We start from the raw sequence: 18,862 nt of genomic DNA, 5'->3' as shown, positions 1-18,862 counted from the left end.
TTAATGTGAGTAGATTTGCAAATACTTTCTGCTATAACAATCCGTTTTCTCGAAAGCTGAAATAGCCTCCACTTGTGATGATAATATGATCAAATAATCTAACGCTTACAGTACTACACGCTGCTGCTAAGCTCTTCGTTACTGCTTGATCTTCTTCTGATGGTTCTAAGCGTCCCCCAGGATGGTTATGTGACATTATTACTAATGTTGCATTCTTTATTAATGCTTTTCTTATAATTTCCTTTATATATACCGGTGCTTTTTCCATTTCACCAATATAGGATTCTTCTCCGATTAGTTGGCGCCTTTTATTCAAGTACAGTATTTTTATACACTCCCTTTCTGAGTGGCCTATACTTACGTTCAAATATTCTACTAGCCCTTGTAAGTCCATTATTGGTTCACTCTTAAGCTTTTCTCTCAGTACCCTTTCTAGCGTTTCCTTAACACACATAATCATTGCTACTGCAGAATCAGTCACTCCTTCTATAACTTTCAGGTCATCCATTTCTCTACCTAAAATCCTTCCTACTCCTGTATAAGTATTCACCAGATTTTTAGCAATTTCTTGAGCTTGCGGCCTTTCATGTACTGCACTTAGAAACGTTTCCATTATTTCACGATCAAGTAGTGCTTTTCCTTTGCTTTCTAATATTCTGAATTCGATTTCTTCTTTACTTTTATTCATATAATTTACCTTTCACTAACAACAAACTTTTTTTAGATATTTACTGCTGTTTTTTTATCAGCATTGGCATAAAGCCATAGCTTTCGAGTGAAGTCAAATCAATTTCTCAATCTTTTTACTTATTTTTTCATCAAAAAGTGAAGATATTAATATATGATGATTTTTTTATTTTAAACTTGTTGAATTTCGTCTAAAGAGATGCCTATCGTTTGCAAAATAATGTTGATTGGAATTCCTCCTTTCACTAAATCCTTTGCAATTTTCATCTTTTCTGCTCTTTTCACTTTCTCTTCGCAAATTTGTATGCTTTCAAACAGAGATTTTATTAGCGCATAGCGTAATTCTTGACTCTCAATTTTTTTGTATTCTTTTATTAAATCAGGTAATTCATTTTCCACTTTATCATCTGCATCTTCTGTTAGCTCAAGTAGGTCCATAATATTAATCGACAATGCCTTTGCTATCTCATATAATTTATCAAGTGGAACAGCAACCCTTCCTTGCTCATAGTTACTTATTTCGTCACGTGTTGTAACCATTTTCTCAGCCAAATCCTTTTGAGTGTACTCTCTCACTAGCCTCCACTCTTTTATCTTTTTGCCTATTTGATAGTAGATAGAACCAACCTTTTCTTCAACACATTCATCAGCAGAGAGGCCAATTGCTTGTGAAACAATATCAACAGAAACTCCTGCTTTAACCAGACCTTTTGCAATTTTCACTTTCTCTGCTTTTTTACTACTTTTCTCACTAACTTGAACAAATTTGGTTAATAAACAAAACATCCTACGTAACTCTTGATCATTAATCTTTTTATATTTCCTTACTAAATCTAATATTTCCTCTCCCTCATCTTCAAAACAGATTTTTTCATTTGATACAGGAATAAGATCCTTAATATTAATTGATAATACCTCTGCCATAGCGTATAACTTCCCAATTGAAATTTTTCGTGTTCCTTTTTCATATTGTAGTACTATTTGATACGTTACTCCGATTTTTCCCGCTAAATCTCTTTGAGTATATCCTCGCTTTAACCTCCAGTTTCTTACTTTTTGTGCTATTTGGTATCTTAGAGAGATAGTAGTAGTATGCTTTGCCATACAGAAATAAATATTATACAGGTTAACATAAATCAAAATTGTTGAACATTTCTTCAAAATTGTGTATAATTATTAATGTTTTCTAGGTTAACCCGTCATGGCTCTTTCGAAGTTTCTCGATCCAAAAAATGATATATCGTTCAAGCGCATCTTTGGCACTGAAAAAAATAAAGATATCCTTATTCACTTTCTTAATGATATTCTTGGCTTCACTGGCAAAAGTGCAATACAGGATATAGAGTTTTTAAGTACTATTCAAGACCCTGATATTGCTTCTAAAAAACAAAGCATTGTTGATGTTCTTTGTAGGGATGAAAATGGGCTGCAAGTCATAGTCGAAATGCAGGTCGCTAAAACTAAGGGCTTTGAAAAACGTGCTCAATACTATGCTGCTAAAGCCTATTCAAGACAGGCTGACAAAGGCGATCAATATCATGACCTTAAGGAAATTATCTTTATTGCTATAGCAGATTGTATTTTATTTCCTGATAAGTCTGAGTATAAATCAAAGCACACTATTCGCGATGAAGACACCAATGAACACGATCTTAAAGATTTTTATTTTATATTTATTGAGTTGCCTAAATTTCCAAAAACCAAAGAAGATCAGCTTTCAAGTATAGTTGAAAAATGGGTCTACTTCTTTAGATATGCAGATGAAACTAGTGAAGAAGAGCTAGAGAGAATAATAGGAAGTGATCTAATAATTAAAAGAGCGTATGAAGAATTAAATAGATTTAACTGGTCAGAAAAAGAATTCATTGCCTATGAACAAGAAATCAAGCGTATTCGTGATGAACAGGCTGTCCTTGCTCAAAAACTCGATGATGCTAAACATGAAGGTAGACAAGAAGGCATCCAAATCGGCCATAAAAAAGGTAAAATTGAAGGTAGGAAAGAGGGCGAAAAGCATGCTAAAATAACAGTAGCTAAGGAAATGCTTGCTGATAAAATGGATGTTAATACTGTTGCCAAATTTACCGGATTATCCATTAATGAAATTAAAAAACTTCAAAAGGACAACGACCTCTTTCTTAGCTGATTGTCTAATGCAACATTATTTAAGGTGGTTCCTGGTGATGGCGTTCCTATGTCTAGAGCATTGACAAGAAAGGAAAAGGGAGTTTTATTAATTTCAGCTACAGCTTTACGACCAGCACCTGCTTCTATTAGAATCTTAACTATTTCCTCATTACCACCTTTAACAGCAAAGTACAGAGGAGTATAGCCAAGTATGGTCTTAGCACCCAAATTAGCATTTGCTTTTATTAGAATATCAACTACTTCTGCTTTACCATATCGAGCAGCATAGTGTAAAGCAGTCCATTTACTCTCTTTGACTTCAGCATTAGGATCAGCACCTGCTTCTATTAGAATCTTAACTATTTCCTCATTACCACCTTCAGCAGCAAAGTGCAGAGGGGCATATTCATATCTAGTGGCTTTAATAGAAACATCAGCACCTATTGCTATTAAAGACTTCACATCTTGCACATTATTACTTTTAACAGCAAGGTGAAGAGAAGTGTATTCCTTATCATACTTCAAATTAACAAATTCTTGCAACTCACTATAACTATTTACAGATAAACTTTCGTCAGAAACATCGTGTAGATCATTAGATTGTAAGTATTCAATACACTTAGTGTGCCCTTTTGTTTCGGCTATTTTAAGAGGAGTACGACCATCAAAATCTTTAACATTAACATCAGCACCTTTACACATTAAACTAAGAACAATCTCATGATAACCTTTTATGGCAGCAAAATGAAGAGGAGTATACCCTCTTTTATCTGTAGCATTAACATCAGCACCGCTATTTATTAAATTATCGATAGCACTAGAATGATGAATTCTAACAAATAAGTGAAGTATTGTTCCACCCGTATCATCTAAAGATCTGTTTATAGTGTCGTTTTGCAATTCATCCAAAGATTCTGGTGAGCTATTACTTTGAGAACTGGAATTCTCGTCTTCCTCTTCATAAACATCATCTTGCAAAGAAACATCCTGCAAGTCATTATTATCTCTTACATCAACACTCGACCGTGATCCACTTTCCTCTGATAAATTATTGTTATCATTTTCATCACTAGTGCTAGATGATCTAGAAAATGCCTCTTGATTTTCACCATTTGATTCTACATCATTTAAAGTCGGTTGTTCCCCTTCTTGAGAACCTGAGCTACTTGACCGTGAACTACTTATTTCTGGGCCTCTTTCTCGACTTGAGTCCTGTTGTTCATCCGATTCGTCATTGCCAACACTTGATTTTATTTTTACTTCTTGTCTAGGACTATCAGATTGTGCAACTTTTTTTACTGGTGGTTTTTGTGTCTTTCCATCACTAATACGTGGTCTTTTTTTCGAATACTGCGATGTAAGACCTTCACTATTGCGCTGCTTCTTCCTTTCTTTAACACAGCCTTTTGTTTGTAAATTATCTGAACTATGAATATTCCTCTTTTCAGAATCACTTGCTTGTTTTGCAAGATCAAGATAATGCTGCTTTTGTTTTGGATTCTCTATGTATTTTAATAGCTCATCAAAAACTTTCCAACTACAATAGGAAATAGCAATGTCCAGCGCATTCTTATTATCATTGTTTGCAAATTTAATATAGTTTCCTTTTTCATCTTTTCCAATGCATTGTAGTAACTTCTGAACAGCTTTTACATTAATACCTCTAGCAGCAAAGTGTAGTGGTGTATCACCTTGATTGTTTTTGCTTTTAACATAATCTTCTTTTACTTCTGCACCTACAAACTCTAATAATTTATTAACAACTTCTACATTACCACTTCTAGCAGCAAAGTGTAGTGGTGTATCACCTTGATTGTTTTTGCTTTTAACATAATCTTCTTTTACTTCTGCACCTACAAACTCTAATAATTTATTAACAACTTCTACATTACCACTTCTAGCAGCAAAGTGTAGTGGTGTCTCACCTTGATTGTTTTTGCTTTTAACATAATCTTCTTTTACTTCTGCACCTACAAACTCTAATAATTTATTAACAACTTCTACATTACCACTTCTAGCAGCAAAGTGCAGAGGTGTCTCTTTCTTACTAGTTTTAGCTCTAACATAATCTTCTTTATTATTATCATTTACATGATTTAGTAACTCCTCAACAACTTTTACATTACCACTTCTAGCAGCAAAGTGCAGTGGTGTCTCACCTTTATTGTTTTTGCTTTTAACATAAGCTTCTCTTGTTTTTTCATCTATAAGATCTAATAATTTATTAACAACTTCTGCATTACCACTCCCAGCAGCAAGGTGCAGTGGTGTATATCCAAGATTGTTTTTACACGTGACATACTTTTGTTTTTCCTGTTCTTCTGTAACACATCTTATTAAACTCAGAATAACTTCTACATTACTCTTCTTCCCCTTTGTAGCAAAGTGTAGTGATGTCTCACCTTTATTGTTTTTGCTTTTAACATAAGCTTCTCTTGTTTTTTCATCTATAAGATCTAATAATTTATTAACAACTTCTGCATTACCACTCTCAGCAGCAAAGTGTAGTGACGTACATTTATTAGTATTTTTGCTTTTAACATAATCTTCTTTATTATTATCATTTACATGATTTAGTAACTCCTCAACAACTTTTACATTACCACTTCTAGCAGCAAAGTGCAGTGGTGTCTCTTTCTCACTAGTTTCAGCTCTAACATAATCTTCTTTATCATTATTTACATACTCTAACAATTTCTCAACAACTTTTACATTACCACTTCTAGCAGCAAAGTGCAGTGGTGTCTCTTTCTCACTAGTTTCAGCTCTAACATAATCTTCTTTATCATTATTTACATACTCTAACAATTTCTCAACAACTTTTACATTACCACTTCTAGCAACAAAGTGCAGTGGTGTGTATCTATCAGAATTTTTGGCTACAATATAACTTTCTTTTTGATCCTTTGTCTCAATATGACCCATTAAGGCATCAAAAATACTAAAATTATCCTTCTGAACAGCAAAATGCAGAGGTGTATTACCATAAGTGTCGCAACCTTTAATATAATCCTCATTAGTAACTATTAACTTCTTAACACTATCAATCTTGTTTTTAGCGATAGCCAAATGAAGATCATTACAGCCAAAATCCTTCAGATTTATGATAGATTTTTCTCTATTTTCATAAATCCCCAACCTACTAGAAATTGCCCGATCACCTTTAGCATCAGCTCGCAAAGAAAAAATTTTGTATTCTCGATTAAGAAATGCATAATACTCTCCCTGCCCACCTTTAACATCTTTTACTTTTTTACTAGCAATAGGGAAAGAAAGGTTACTCACACTACTGCTTTTAGTTTGAATACCATTTTCTTGCTGTTCCAAGGCAAAGCTATAACCTGAGTTGTTTGCCGTATTTTTGTGTAACCATATAGATATACCCGGTCCAATTGAACTTGATATAATCAATTTTACTTCTTCGTTACTCAATGACACTTTGTTACAATAATCCATCAGCAAACCAGTGAATACAGCTTGACAATCAACTGGATCTCTCATTAGGATGGAGCTCATCATAGCAGCTCGATCGAATACTTCATCTAATTTACCAATCACTTCTTCCCTAAACTTTATCTCATTTTTGAATCTTCCTAACAAATCTGTACTAATAAGCATTTTATCTACCGGTACACACTTAACTTCAGAACCTTTCTTAATATCATCCATGCTAACTTTACGGGTATTAACTTGACTAGAAGCTTCCTTTTTTTCCAGATCGAAGATTGATAATTTATCATCAGAATTACTCAGGAGGATATCTATCTTAGGAATTAGGTTTAGAGTGCTATTGTCTTTTTTAGAGGCTTTTTCTTTGTTCTCAATAATATTCAAGACCAAAGATCTAATACGCGAGATCAACAAGAACGCAATGCTCTTATTCTCTGGGTATAATAAAAGGTACTTATCTAGTTTGTTAGTATCTTTCCGATCTTCATTTTCACACAAAAACTGTCCCAACAGCAATCTAGATAGGGGCATCTCATCATAAAGAGGCGCACATTTTTTGCTGAATTCTTTAATTAAAGTTTCCAGACAGGCCATACGGTATCTTTTTAATCCCAATTTCTTCACCAATTGACTAAAAAGGTTCTTTGAACTACCGTTAAAACCAGAACTGATCTTTAATCTCTTAGCTGCCGTAGAGTTTAAAATCTTTTTCAAACTTTTAGCAAACTCCTCCCTTAAGTTATTTAAAGATTCTGGATCTTTTCTTACCCTTTCCAAGCTCTCTTTTACCTCAGCAGTATCATAATCACCATTCCTCACCACATTCAAAATCGCTTTTGCATTTTCTAAAGCAAATACTCCACAATTGTAACCGTCACCCTGCTGTTTGCAAGATACACTGTGAATATTATTCTTCAAGTATCCTTTGCTTTCCAAAAACCCATCTAAGGACATCCGTATATTATCATTTCCATCTTGTTTAAGAGGGGCAGTCTCTTCAACAAAAATGACATCATCGCTATTTTCTTTAATGCTTTGACTGCTACGATCTACTGAATACTGATTGATCTTATTTCTATAAGAGACTTTATTCTGCGTATTACTATCAGTATTACCTCTACCAAGACCATTTACAAGACACTTTTCGATCTCTTCTCCAAAAGAATCTGCATAGAAAAAAATATCTTCCTGCCCATTATCATGGATACCAACCAATGTTACCCAGTGGTTAGCATCTTTATTGACAATGTATATTAATATTTTGTCTTTACTGCTCTTAAACTCTTCTAATCTTTTCGATAAACAAGAGAAATCACCTTCAACTCCAAAGATTATATTATTATTTTTTTCATCCCACCCATATATATGCTCTGCAATATCTCTAATAGTAAAACTTTTAAGAGCATTTGAGTAATTTTCATGTATCAAAGTTTTTTCAAACTCTTCATCCAGAAGACGCCCATCTGAAGCACGACTTCCCTTATTTTGACCTTTTGTACGAGTTCTTTCTTCTGATTTTGATGACTTCCTTTGTATCTCATTTATAGAACCACTTCTGTGTTCCCCATTTCTTGGATCTGATGAACGATTTTTCTTATTTTGCAAGGATTCCTGCTCTATAGCTTCTTGTAAGTTCATTATATTACGCAAAGGTACTGCAGATAGTTTCCTTCCTTTCAAAGGATTAAGAAACTCTACTCCTCCGGTATAAACAGCCATCAACACATAATAAACTGCCCACCAACCACAGTCAATTCCATTCATTCCACACTGCTGGCCAGTTAATTCTTTTAGGTCACAAAAATCAATCTCTTCTTTCGTACAAAAAGGAAGTAAACTTATGTGTTTTTCACCAGTATCAGTTGTTTCAGTAATTTCACCACCTTCTGTTAAAAACTTCTTTAACCCTTCAGGAAAAGATTTCTGATTTAATGAATCGAAGAAGAGAACCTTATATTTGTCATTGTTTATTTCTTTACCTGATAAGCTAACATATTTTTTAGGCAACAGCACCCAACTAATCCAATGATTTCCACCTTGTTGATTAACATCAGTAGAACTTTGAGCAAGTACTGTAGCAGTGTTAGAAATAACAATAAATGGTTTATCTAATGACTTTTTATCGCCATAAAAACTATTCGAAATACCCTCTTTTCTGCAAATAAGTTTAGCTATATCTTCTATTCCTTCTTTGCTATCAAAACCAAAGTTATTGGGACCAATATAATAAGCTAATTCACCACCATTAGCACTGGTCTTAATTGCCTGACTATTTATATATAAATTTATTTGATCCATACCTGACCATACGCCTGGATTATCTGAATCATCACTATCAAAGTTTACTTCCTTTAATCTACTGTAAACATCAATTGCAGTGAAAGAGTCTTGATTCAATTGAACCTGTACTTGTGGCTTCTGTTCTTCAAGATCATGATTTCCTGTATCTTCAATAAAAGAATGACTTCCTAAACCATAGACCTCTTCCCTAGAGATTTCTATATATTCTTCAATGTCTTTTTCAATATCCTTAAGAAGTGGTACAAAATGTTGCTTATAGTTTAGTATATGTATAGCTTTTTGTTCTGTGTTTTCACTATCCGCTTTGATAACATTTTTTAGAATTACATCTGATACTTCTTCTCCTCTTTTTGTCTTACCATCTTCTTCTAACCGCAAATAAAACTTTCCATTTTCTATTATAAGATAATCTTGTATTTCCATGTAGCAAAGATTAACTTTATACTCATTACATAATATCTGACCCTCAATATAAGGTCTGCCCCATATAGCATCTTGCAAGTTTAGAATTCCTACTGCTGAACCAGAACTAGTATTTTTAATATCTTCTGCAGTAAATTCAATACGTGGAATATATTCAGGAAGTTTCTCACTCTCCTTATCTAGAAGCTTATTCAACCATGAGCTTTTTTGTTGTGCATATTGCTTACAACTTTCCCGCAAAGACTTTACACTAAATCCTTTACTACTTGTAATCAGACCTTTATCTTTTAGCTCGTTCAATCCTTGAGCTACGGAGTCAAAAAAACAATCCCCTTTACCCACAGCAACCCCTACCTTAAAGCCCTCAGGTAATTTCTTTCTTAATGCCTCTAAAAGTAGACTAAGCTTCTCTTCTTTCTCTTCACCCTTTACATTTTTTATCTGACTAAAAATGGAAATAGGCTCTCTAGTAATAAACCTTTTTAGAGCAACGCCATCAGATGATAGATCTGGTACTTCATTTAATCCAAACATATAAAACCCACTATATTAAACCTATAGCATATATAGCAGCAAAAATTATTAAAGCAAGTTACTCTTTTATGGCTAATAACATCACTTTATTAGTATATATTTTCATATCTTCTATTATAAAATAGATAATATAATTTTACTTTCATATAATTAACAAGCATACGTGAGAACAAGTTTTTTTGGAATGGGTTGGTCTACCACGTGTACCGTTCGAACTTTTATTTATAGTAACTTTACTATGCCGCAAAACCAGCTATATTAGCCTACTTCGGCCATATTTATATACGAACTAATTTGCCTAACTTTGTTGCAAAAATTTCAAGCTTCTATTTTCACAACCATATTTTTACGCGGCTTGTTCTCACGAATATATGTACTTTTTACGATTTTGGAAAGAGTAAATAATTAAAATTTTTGTGGTGCTAAATTAGATACTTTTTTAAAATGTTCTACCAACAAAAAACACCTCTTTATTACCTCCTGCCTAGCAGCTCTATCTCACACATTTGAAAAAATTACCTAAGTAAATTTATAGGGAATGTTCAAAAAAGTGTGTCAAACCGAAAAAAAAGTAATAAATTGATATAAAAAAATGGAGGTGTGACAATGAGTCAGAAAGTAGTAAACAGAACTAACGGATTGGTAGATTATAAAGAGTTGGAAACAAATATCCTGTCGTCTATACGAGAAGGAAGACCGTTGACAGGAAGGGAGGGAGCATTAACACCATTTATAAAAAAGCTGCTGGAGGCAAGTTTGGAAGGTGAAATAGAAAACCACTTATTAGCTGAAAGTGAAGAGAATAATCGAAGAAATGGGAGAAATGGAAAGACTTTACGGACAAGTGCCGGTTCATTTGAACTTTTGACGCCAAGGGATAGAGAAGGAAGTTTTGAGCCGCAAATAGTCAAAAAAAGGCAAACAAGCTTACATCCAGAGCTTGAAACGAAGATTTTGAGCACATTTGCCAGTGGTATGAGCTATAGAGATATAGCGTCACACGTTGAGGAAATTTATGATCACAAAATATCGGCGGCAGAGATATCAAGTATTACCGACAAATTACTGCCTATAATCAATGAATGGCGTAGTCGTCCACTGCAATCAGTATACCCGATAGTATTTATGGATGGGATGTTCTTTAAGGTCAAAGAGGATGGACATTGCGTAAGTAAATGTATGTACAATATATTGGGCATAGACCAAAATGGCAGAAAAGAAGTCCTGGGCTTTTATTTGGCTGAAAGTGAAGGAGCTAACTTTTGGTTGGGAGTGCTAAATGACCTCAAAGAAAGAGGAGTAGAAGATATTCTGATTGCATGTGTAGATGGGCTAAAAAGCTTTCCTGCAGCTATAAATAGTGCGTTTCCTAAAGCAGAAGTACAGCTATGTATAGTGCATCAGATAAGAAATTCACTAAAATATGTATCCAGCAAAGATGTGAAAGTTTTCATGAATGATTTGAAAAAAATATATCGTGCTACAAGTAAAGAAATTGCTGAAAATTACTTACTTGAGCTGGAAGAAAAATGGGGAGAAAAGTATCCTTTAGTTATAAAATCGTGGCAGAACAATTGGGAAAATTTATCTGGTTATTTCAAGTATTCTAGCCCAGTTAGAAGGCTAATTTACACCACAAATCCAATTGAGGGGCTGCACAGACAGATCAGAAAATTCACTAAAACCAAGGGCTCATTTACCAGCACAAATGCCTTGTATAAACAGGTATATTGTGCTATAAAGAAGGTAGAGCAAAAATGGACTATGGCTCTGCCTAATTGGGCTTTAACTATGTCTCAACTTGATATTTTCTTTCCAGATAGATTGAAAATTGAGTTGAACTAAAAATGCGCTTTGACACACTTTTTTGAACATTCCCTTTCAAAACAAAGAATTTATAGTATGCAGGTTGATGAAAAGAAGTTTGGGTAAACCAGTGCTACAGAAATTTACATTTAATTATGTAATAAAAGTCATTTATCGCAAAAATTCATATTTTATCCAATCGAAGCGGGGAATTTGAGTGGATAATTTTGTTATAATTAACTAAGAGCTTGTTAAGTTACGATCGTATCACGTCTGCCGTTAATAACTATTTCACCTACCGCAACTGCTGCAAAAACAAAACAATAATATACTTTTGTTAGTACGATAATGGGTGACAGAGAAGCAATGCTGCTTGCTAGTAATACTTGAGAACCATAAGGTAAGATACTTTTTGTGATCGAAGTAAATACCTCTAATAAGTACGCACTACGGTGTGGTGCAATGTTATATCTTTGTGCAAGTCTTTTTGCAATATTACTAGTTAATAAAATAGCAACAACATTGCTGGAAACTAAAATAGTAAACATAGATGATATTCCTGCAATCATAAGTTCAGCTTGACTTTTCGTAAGATTCACTTCATCGGTGAATTTATCTATCTTTTTCTGACTGTATTCGTACATTAAGTGGCTTAATCCACTACTGAAGAGAATAAATATCATTACTTCATTCATCTTATTAAAACCCCTAAATATGTCATGAGAATATTCAATAAGAGAATAATCAAAAAAAGCTGTTCCTAATATCCCGGCAATAACCATATTAACAGCTAATGTTACCAGAGTGTTTATTTCAAATAAACCCATAATTATTAAAGATATATAAGGTACAATTTTGATTACGGATAAGTAATTCAGACTTGAGATAGAAACAACTTCTGTACTATTTGAAATTATTACTAGATAAATAAGTATTATAACACCTGTAACAGATCCTGTCTTGAGGGTCAGTTTTAGTTTATCCTTTACTGAAGCTCCTTGTGAAGAAGTAGCCGCAATAGTAGTGTCAGATATCATTGAAAGATTGCTGCCAAACATAGAACCACCTATAACGGCTCCAACGCCTACCGCACAATCAAAAGCTCCATTTTGTGCTAGATTCACAGCTATTGGTGTTATAAGTGCAACAACTCCGATTGATGTGCCAATTGCACTTGAAATAAAAGTAGAAACCACAAACATTCCAGGAAGTAATAATCGTACTGGAAGAAAGCAAAGAGTTAAGTTAGTAATAACATTTATACTACCAAGTGATTCAGTAACAGTGGAGAATGATCCAGCAAATAGAAAAATCAAACACACGGTAAGAGTAGTTTTATTACCCATACCTTTTATAAAAGTATCAATATTATGCTGAATTTTGTTTTTATTGAATAGAACAGCGAAAAATAATGCTGGTAATAAGCAAACTAACGGTGAAATTTGATGAAAAGGATTATCAAGTCCGATAAAAGAAAAATAAATACCACTTCCAAGGTATAAGACTAGAAAGATAATTAGAGGAAGAAATGCAGCCACTTATATAGTTAAACAATTTAAAAATATACCAGACTAAGCTATTTAAAGCAATCACCAGTATTTTGCTTCCGCTAGTCTCTGTACGAAGTTAAAGGTATATCTATTTTCATAGTAACTCAATCAGAGTTAGATACGTATCCACTGTGATAGTGCAAGCAAGAGGGAGCTATCAAATTACTTTGAGAAGAGCGATAAGACAGCGAGCCTAAAACTGGAAGCTCGCCACCTCATGTACACTACTTTACATCAATTTTCTTAATATGTTTTTCCGACTTAGGTACACTTATATGTAATACTCCGTCTGAGAAATTAGCAGATATTTTATCTTGGTCTACATTAGCTGGAAGTTGAAAAGACCTATAGAAAGAACCATGATACCTCTCACGATGGTAATATTGTTTATCTTCTGACTCTTTTTCGCATTTCTTTTCACCTTTCACTATGAGATTATCGCCAGATGTACTAATATCTACATTTTCTTTAGAGATACCTGGCAATTCTAAAGATAGGCAATAGTTTTGCTCTGTTTCATATAAGTCACAAGCTGGCAATACACTACCATCTCTATATCTGAGAAGCCCAGGACTAGCTCCCATAAAGAAGCTATTGAACATGTCGTCAACAGCTTTTTGCAGACCTCTTAAGCTAAAATTATCGCGATTATTGTTTTTATTTGAATGAACTATATTGCTCATGTTATACCTCCTTGTCATTACTCGTGCATTATGTAATCATTCTATTCACTAGTTTCAATACTGTGTGATATAGTTAAAATAAACGTGGACAATATTTTCTAAAACTAAATTGATGTCACGCTTTTTAGTAATACTTGGTTTATTGATTACAGGGATAGGTCTTGTTTATCCTCTAATACAAAGACTTGGCGTAGCAGGCGATATCTATATTGAAAAAGGTGTTTTATTTTCCGATCACTACTTCACTTTTGATAAGCTTTATAATAAGCCTCGTTATACTACTAATGAATAAGTTTCGTTAGTGGAATTGAATTTCTGCCAAAGTAACCTTCGCCTTAATATTTCAAGATAGGCAACAATAGAGAAGTTTAAGTTATGCAGGTGTGGTTTAGAAGTTTTTAGTGAGTATCAAATTTTACTCAAAGTGTTAGAATTTGATGTAAAAAAAGATATTGACTTGTGACTTAATGATAACTAAGGTATACTGATTAATGATGAGAGGGTAGTATGCCAAGTTTTTTTGATAATCCGGTAAAGAAACAGCTAGAACTAGCAATTTATAAAGATGATCATAAGTTAGTCCAGATTCTCTTGGGATCGGAATTCTGTCAGCTTTGGCAATATTGGTTAGCACATGCAATGATTTCGTATAACATGTTAGCGATAGAACGAGATACACAGTGTAATTTACCTTTAAAAATTATCGAAAGGCAAAGAGAGGTTTTAGAAGGGTCGTTGGAATTACTTAGAAGTAGAAAGCAAGAGTTAGACGAAGGTGGGCAAGTTGTTCCGTTACGAGAGGAAGAAAGACGCTTAACTGATATACAAGATTTGATTTCTAAGCTATTTAGAGATGCACGTCAAATAGCTGAGGATCATAAAAGAATTATAGAGCAAGAAAATGTACCAGGTACAAATTTTCTATACTGTACTCAGAATGAGGCTATCATGAGCGAAAGCAATAGCACTGGTGCAGTTGGAGGCAATGAAGTAGGGATTCCAGAGTACACAGCTCATTCATTACGTAATGTAAGCGCAGTCACTCAGTTACATTTTGTAGAAGGATGTAATGTTCTTGTTGATGAAATGGAAAAGATGATTGTAAGCAAAGTATGGGAGCAAACTAATTTCTCTACTAGGGCTGGGTACTACTTAAATGAAATAAATAATTATATAAGCGGTGAAAATGGTCAGGTTTTAGATGAAGCTGTAAATTACATACCAAACAACAGGTACTCTGATCTACTTAGAGGATGTTTAGCAGTGTTTAGGCCATTAGTTAATGGAATGCAAGTGGTAAACAACTATATGAATAATAATTTACAAAATATAAGTTGTGTAGACAGTAAAATAAAGGAAGTCAGTGAAATAAACAGTAAGCTCAGTAGTGTTGCAGCAGAAAAGAGTGGATTGAAAAAGAAGCTATTGGAAGCAAGGCAAGAAGTAAAGGAAAAAGCAGTTGATAGAATGACAGATGGGAAGTTATTTGATAAAGAATTTGTACATACGATGTATGAAAAATTGTTAGATTACTATCTAATGAAAGCGAGGGGAGATGAAAAGAATGTGTTACACAGTGATATAGAAAACAATGGTGTAGATGAGGTAAAAAGGAAAATTCTCAACCAAACTAAGGAGGTGAGTGTTGACACTACTCATGATCTATTAAAATATGCATTGGATAAAAAGCGGGAAGCTAGTGTAAAAGTAGTCAGTGTGTTGCTGCTCAATCTTGCTCATGCTGGGGATCTTTGTAAGAGTCATATAGAAATATGTCAAAATGAAGAAGTAAGGAATTTAAGCAAAAAGTCAAATAACACAATAATGATAGATGTGCACGATAGTTTATTTGATTTTGATGATAAGTTAGTAAATTTAGTATCGGTATTTCCAACAAAAGAGGGTAATTTTGACAAAAGAGGCAGTGAAGATAAGATTATGCTGGAACAAATAGGTGGAAAGAAATACAAGGATATAGTTAAGGAGCTAAAAAGATTAAAGGATGAATTAGAAGAGAAGAGGAAGATATGGGAAAATAAAGAGAATCGAAATGAATGGTGGATTTTTAAACCATTTTTTATGGTTTACGATTTGATTTATCAAGGTCTGAGCGAAGGACAATATACAGTGATAGATAGCCAAGCTGTAGAGTTACATAGAAGGGCATTGTATGCAGATCGGTTTGCTGATGAAGGAATTATGTATGATCATGTAAAAAAAACGAGAGAAGGAGATGTAACAAGTGATAAAGAGGTAAAGAAGTATATAGAACGTTTATATGGGATTGCAAATCAAGGCTGGGGGGAAGCAAAAGGACAGTATACATTTGGTAGCTTTTTAGAGGATACTGGTAGAATGGTAAAGGAATTAAGGCAACGTAGAGATGCTCAGAAAGATGAAATAATAAGAGAAGAAAAACAAGGAAGAAAAGAGACGGAGGAAAAGTTGGAGCAGTTAGGAGAAGTATTAAAACAGGAGGTGCAAGTAAGACAAAGTGCAGAGCAAAAAGCAAAACAGTTAGAGCAGGAATTGGAACAAAAGAACTCAGAGAAAATAGCAATTAGAGCTTGTTGTAGAAAATTAGCAAAACTTGATGAAGAGCTACAAGATGCAGTAAGTAAAGAAAGTGAAGACAAAATTGTAGAAGCAGCCGTAGGTTGTACGAGGGGATCTCCAGAAGAGGTAATTGATGCAATAATAGAAGAGATAAAAGTTAATAGGGAGAAAATAATAAAAGAGGGAAGAGTAAGTGATGAGATAATCGAAGCAAGTGTAAGAAGTTTCTCAAATCAGAGTACTTTGCTTAGTGATGTAGATGTAAGTCAGAGTATGGGTGCCGGAGTAGGAAGATGACAAAGGTGTTTGCTGAATGGGCATGTGAGAGTTCTGTATGGCAGGAAAATGTTGTTAAGTTTTTATCAAACCATAGAAAGTATCGAATATGTGGGTGGGAGTTTGGTCCTACTTTGTTGGATTACCTATACGGAGTAAAAGAGAGTAAACAGCCGAATTATACAAAAAACGGCTTGTCTATAACTTATAGTATTGCTCCTGTTGTGGCAATAATTTCATTTGCATCGACACGTAGAGCAACATTTACTGCAGCGGCAACTCTAGGAGTAATGTTGTTTGGAATATTAATTACAGTTGCTATTGATTATCAAAAAACAAGAAGAAAAGATACTGGCGGAGTAATAAGTCAAGAATGTTGCGTTAGATTACTAGAAGGACTAGATGAAGTACCAAAGTATTGGTGGTGGCCGTGGGGTAAGAAGGTAAAAGATATTGAAGTAACTGATGAAGAAGTAGAAAGGGCTTTAAGCTATAGTGATAATTCATTTATTGCACGAGTGATGTATTCACTGTTTACGAATGTAAAACTACACCAACTTTATATTGCAAAGTATGGTTATATTTATAATTATCAAGAATTAATGGAGGGAAAAATGCCTAACATTTCTATTCCAAAACCTGTTAAGGATGGATTTAAAAAAGCTAAAAATAAATCTCAAGAAGCCTACAGTGCGATTAGTGATGGCCTGAGTAAAGCTGCAAGTGGTGTAGGTTCAATTATTTTTTCTACAGTCAAAAATGAAGAAATTGCAGATAAGCTGGAAGCAAGGTCAAGTAACCTAATAAGGAGAATCTTCAGCGTAGGGGATGAAACTACTGTTACGGTTAAAAGAGGACTTGAGTCATTTAAAATGGAGTGGTTGCCGCTATATTTAGATAGGAGTTTAGGAGCTGTAAGAGATGGAACAAAAACTATGGAAGATCATAATAAATACTTTAATGAGCAAGTTAGAGAGATATTGAAGCTATCGAAAGTTTACCATCCAGACAAGCAAGAACAAGAAGTTAATAAAAATAGTGAACAGATTTTAATTAACAATGTGACTCAGGCACTAAGGAATATACACGATTATATTACGAAGGATAAAGGAATGGTTGAAAACCGTGTTGTGTATAGGTTGTTTGAGGACGCACCAATAAAAAATATAATAGATCGCGGTACTTTAAAAGTAGGGAACATAGTGGCAAAAAGTGAATTAAGTAGCATAGCTTTTTGGGAAGGTGAAATATTAATGAGGGGAAGAAATGAGTATTTAAGTAGTGCAAGGAGTTGTGTGGAAGTATTGAGCAAACTGCCAAAAGATGGAAATGTAATAAATGATGTGAGGAAGGGATTTGATGAAAGTTATAAAAGATACAGAAATTTATATCAAGAAAAGTGGATAAAGAATCTAGAGGAACTAAGTAGAAATTGTATGAGAGTGAAGGAATTAGAGGTAGTGAAAAATGATGTAGATATGTTGTTGAAAGAGAGTAAAGAACAGTATGAAATATTAGCAGGAAATCAAAGATTATTGGAAGGAAAGGCGGATAGAGTGTTTATAGAGCCAATATTAGAGTATTGTAATTTAATGAATATCTATTTTAAGTTTTTCAACGTTACAGGTGGAAAGGGTATAAACGAATGCTCTATGGAGAAGAATGGAATTAGTGAGGAAGGGAAGCAGAATATAGAAAAGCTTTCATATCAAGAGTTGTTAAAGTCTGCATCAGATAGTTGCAATGAGTTAGCAGGCAAGTTAAAGAGAGATAAGAGGGTAGAGTTATCAAATCAGGGAAGAGAGAGCAGAACAAAAGAACTAGGAAAAGTTTTATTTAAGTTGGAGCGTGGAGCAAAGTTGTTGGAAGAGAAATTTAAGGAAAGGAAGACGTTAATGGAAAGAGAAGAAGAAAGAATAGCAGCAGAGAGGGAAGAGAGAAGAGAAAGATTAGAAGCAAAAGAGAATGAAATAAGAAAAGAAGCACAAGGGAGAAAAGAGGCGCAGGAAAAGTTGGAGCAGTTAGGAGAAGTATTAAAACAGGAGGTGCAAGTAAGACAAAGTGCAGAACAAAAGGCAGAACAAGTGGCTCAAAGAGTAAAACAGCTAGAGCAGGCATTAGAAGAAAAAAGCTTAGAGAGGATAGCAATTAAGGTTTGTGCTAGTAAATTAGCAGGTCTTGATGAAGAACTACAAAGTGCAGTAAATGAGGAAAGTGAAGACAAAATTGTAGAAGCAGCTGTAGGTTGTACAAGTGGATCTCCAGAACAGGTAATTAATGCAATAATAGAGGAAATAAAGATTAATAGAGAGCAAATAATAAAAGAAGGAAAAGTAAGTGTTGGAGTAATTGAGGCAGGTATAAGAAGTTTATTGAATCAGGGTACTTCGCTAAGTGATGTAAACGTAAGCCATGGTGCAAGTGCAGGGACAAGGAGAGATAGTGGAGCTGGTATATAAATTTACTTAG

General features: G+C 34.0%; 10 protein-coding genes. 5 read left to right on the top strand and 5 right to left on the bottom strand.

Annotated features, from left to right (window positions below; translation table 11 throughout):
- Positions 1–31 precede the first annotated feature (31 nt).
- Both OPR49_RS03495 and wmk read right to left on the bottom strand, forming a co-directional pair.
- Complete coding sequence (locus tag OPR49_RS03495) at positions 32–688, bottom strand: JAB domain-containing protein (protein ID WP_265027463.1); 657 nt, start codon at positions 686–688, stop codon at positions 32–34.
- 170 nt (positions 689–858) lie between these two features.
- A complete protein-coding gene (gene wmk, locus OPR49_RS03490) occupies positions 859–1,791 on the bottom strand; it encodes a WO male-killing family protein Wmk (protein ID WP_265027462.1) in 933 nt (310 codons plus the stop codon).
- Positions 1,792–1,888: 97 nt separating this feature from the next.
- Between wmk and OPR49_RS03485 the strand changes: the two genes are divergently transcribed.
- Entirely contained in the window at positions 1,889–2,833 is a 945-nt protein-coding gene (locus OPR49_RS03485) for an Rpn family recombination-promoting nuclease/putative transposase (RefSeq protein ID WP_265027461.1), read from the top strand.
- Here the strand turns inward: OPR49_RS03485 and OPR49_RS03480 are convergent.
- Positions 2,803–9,522, bottom strand: a complete 6,720-nt coding sequence (locus OPR49_RS03480) for an ankyrin repeat domain-containing protein (RefSeq protein WP_265027460.1) — start codon at positions 9,520–9,522, stop codon at positions 2,803–2,805. The genes OPR49_RS03485 and OPR49_RS03480 overlap by 31 nt on opposite strands.
- Before the next feature lie 606 nt (positions 9,523–10,128).
- Between OPR49_RS03480 and OPR49_RS03475 the strand changes: the two genes are divergently transcribed.
- Entirely contained in the window at positions 10,129–11,367 is a 1,239-nt protein-coding gene (locus OPR49_RS03475; RefSeq protein ID WP_265026724.1) for an IS256 family transposase, read from the top strand.
- Positions 11,368–11,579: 212 nt separating this feature from the next.
- On the opposite strand, the gene OPR49_RS03470 is transcribed toward OPR49_RS03475, so the two are convergent.
- Positions 11,580–12,866, bottom strand: a complete 1,287-nt coding sequence (locus OPR49_RS03470) for a Na+/H+ antiporter NhaC family protein (RefSeq protein ID WP_265027459.1) — start codon at positions 12,864–12,866, stop codon at positions 11,580–11,582.
- A 236-nt stretch (positions 12,867–13,102) separates the two neighbouring features.
- On the bottom strand, positions 13,103–13,561 hold the full coding sequence (locus OPR49_RS03465) for an Hsp20/alpha crystallin family protein (RefSeq protein ID WP_265027458.1): 459 nt from the start codon (positions 13,559–13,561) through the stop codon (positions 13,103–13,105).
- A 218-nt stretch (positions 13,562–13,779) separates the two neighbouring features.
- On the opposite strand from OPR49_RS03465, the gene OPR49_RS07570 reads away from it, so the two are divergent.
- The 3 genes from OPR49_RS07570 (at position 13,780) to OPR49_RS03455 (ending at position 18,852) form a co-directional block, all read left to right on the top strand.
- Positions 13,780–13,863: a hypothetical protein gene (locus OPR49_RS07570; RefSeq protein ID WP_353272043.1), complete on the top strand. Its 84-nt coding sequence runs from the start codon at positions 13,780–13,782 to the stop codon at positions 13,861–13,863.
- A 205-nt stretch (positions 13,864–14,068) separates the two neighbouring features.
- Complete coding sequence (locus tag OPR49_RS03460) at positions 14,069–16,414, top strand: hypothetical protein (protein ID WP_265027457.1); 2,346 nt, start codon at positions 14,069–14,071, stop codon at positions 16,412–16,414.
- Positions 16,411–18,852 carry a hypothetical protein gene (locus tag OPR49_RS03455; RefSeq protein ID WP_265027456.1) on the top strand — a complete coding sequence of 814 codons (2,442 nt, stop codon included), beginning with the start codon at positions 16,411–16,413 and terminating at the stop codon, positions 18,850–18,852. Before OPR49_RS03460 ends, OPR49_RS03455 begins: the two co-directional genes overlap by 4 nt.
- Positions 18,853–18,862: the final 10 nt, after the last annotated feature.

Origin of the sequence: Wolbachia endosymbiont (group A) of Bombylius major (genome assembly GCF_947251895.1) — a bacterium.
In the GTDB taxonomy this organism is placed as follows: Bacteria; Pseudomonadota; Alphaproteobacteria; order Rickettsiales; family Anaplasmataceae; genus Wolbachia; species Wolbachia pipientis.
Note: the sequence above shows the minus strand (reverse complement) of the source record. Positions and strands in the feature narration are given on the sequence as shown.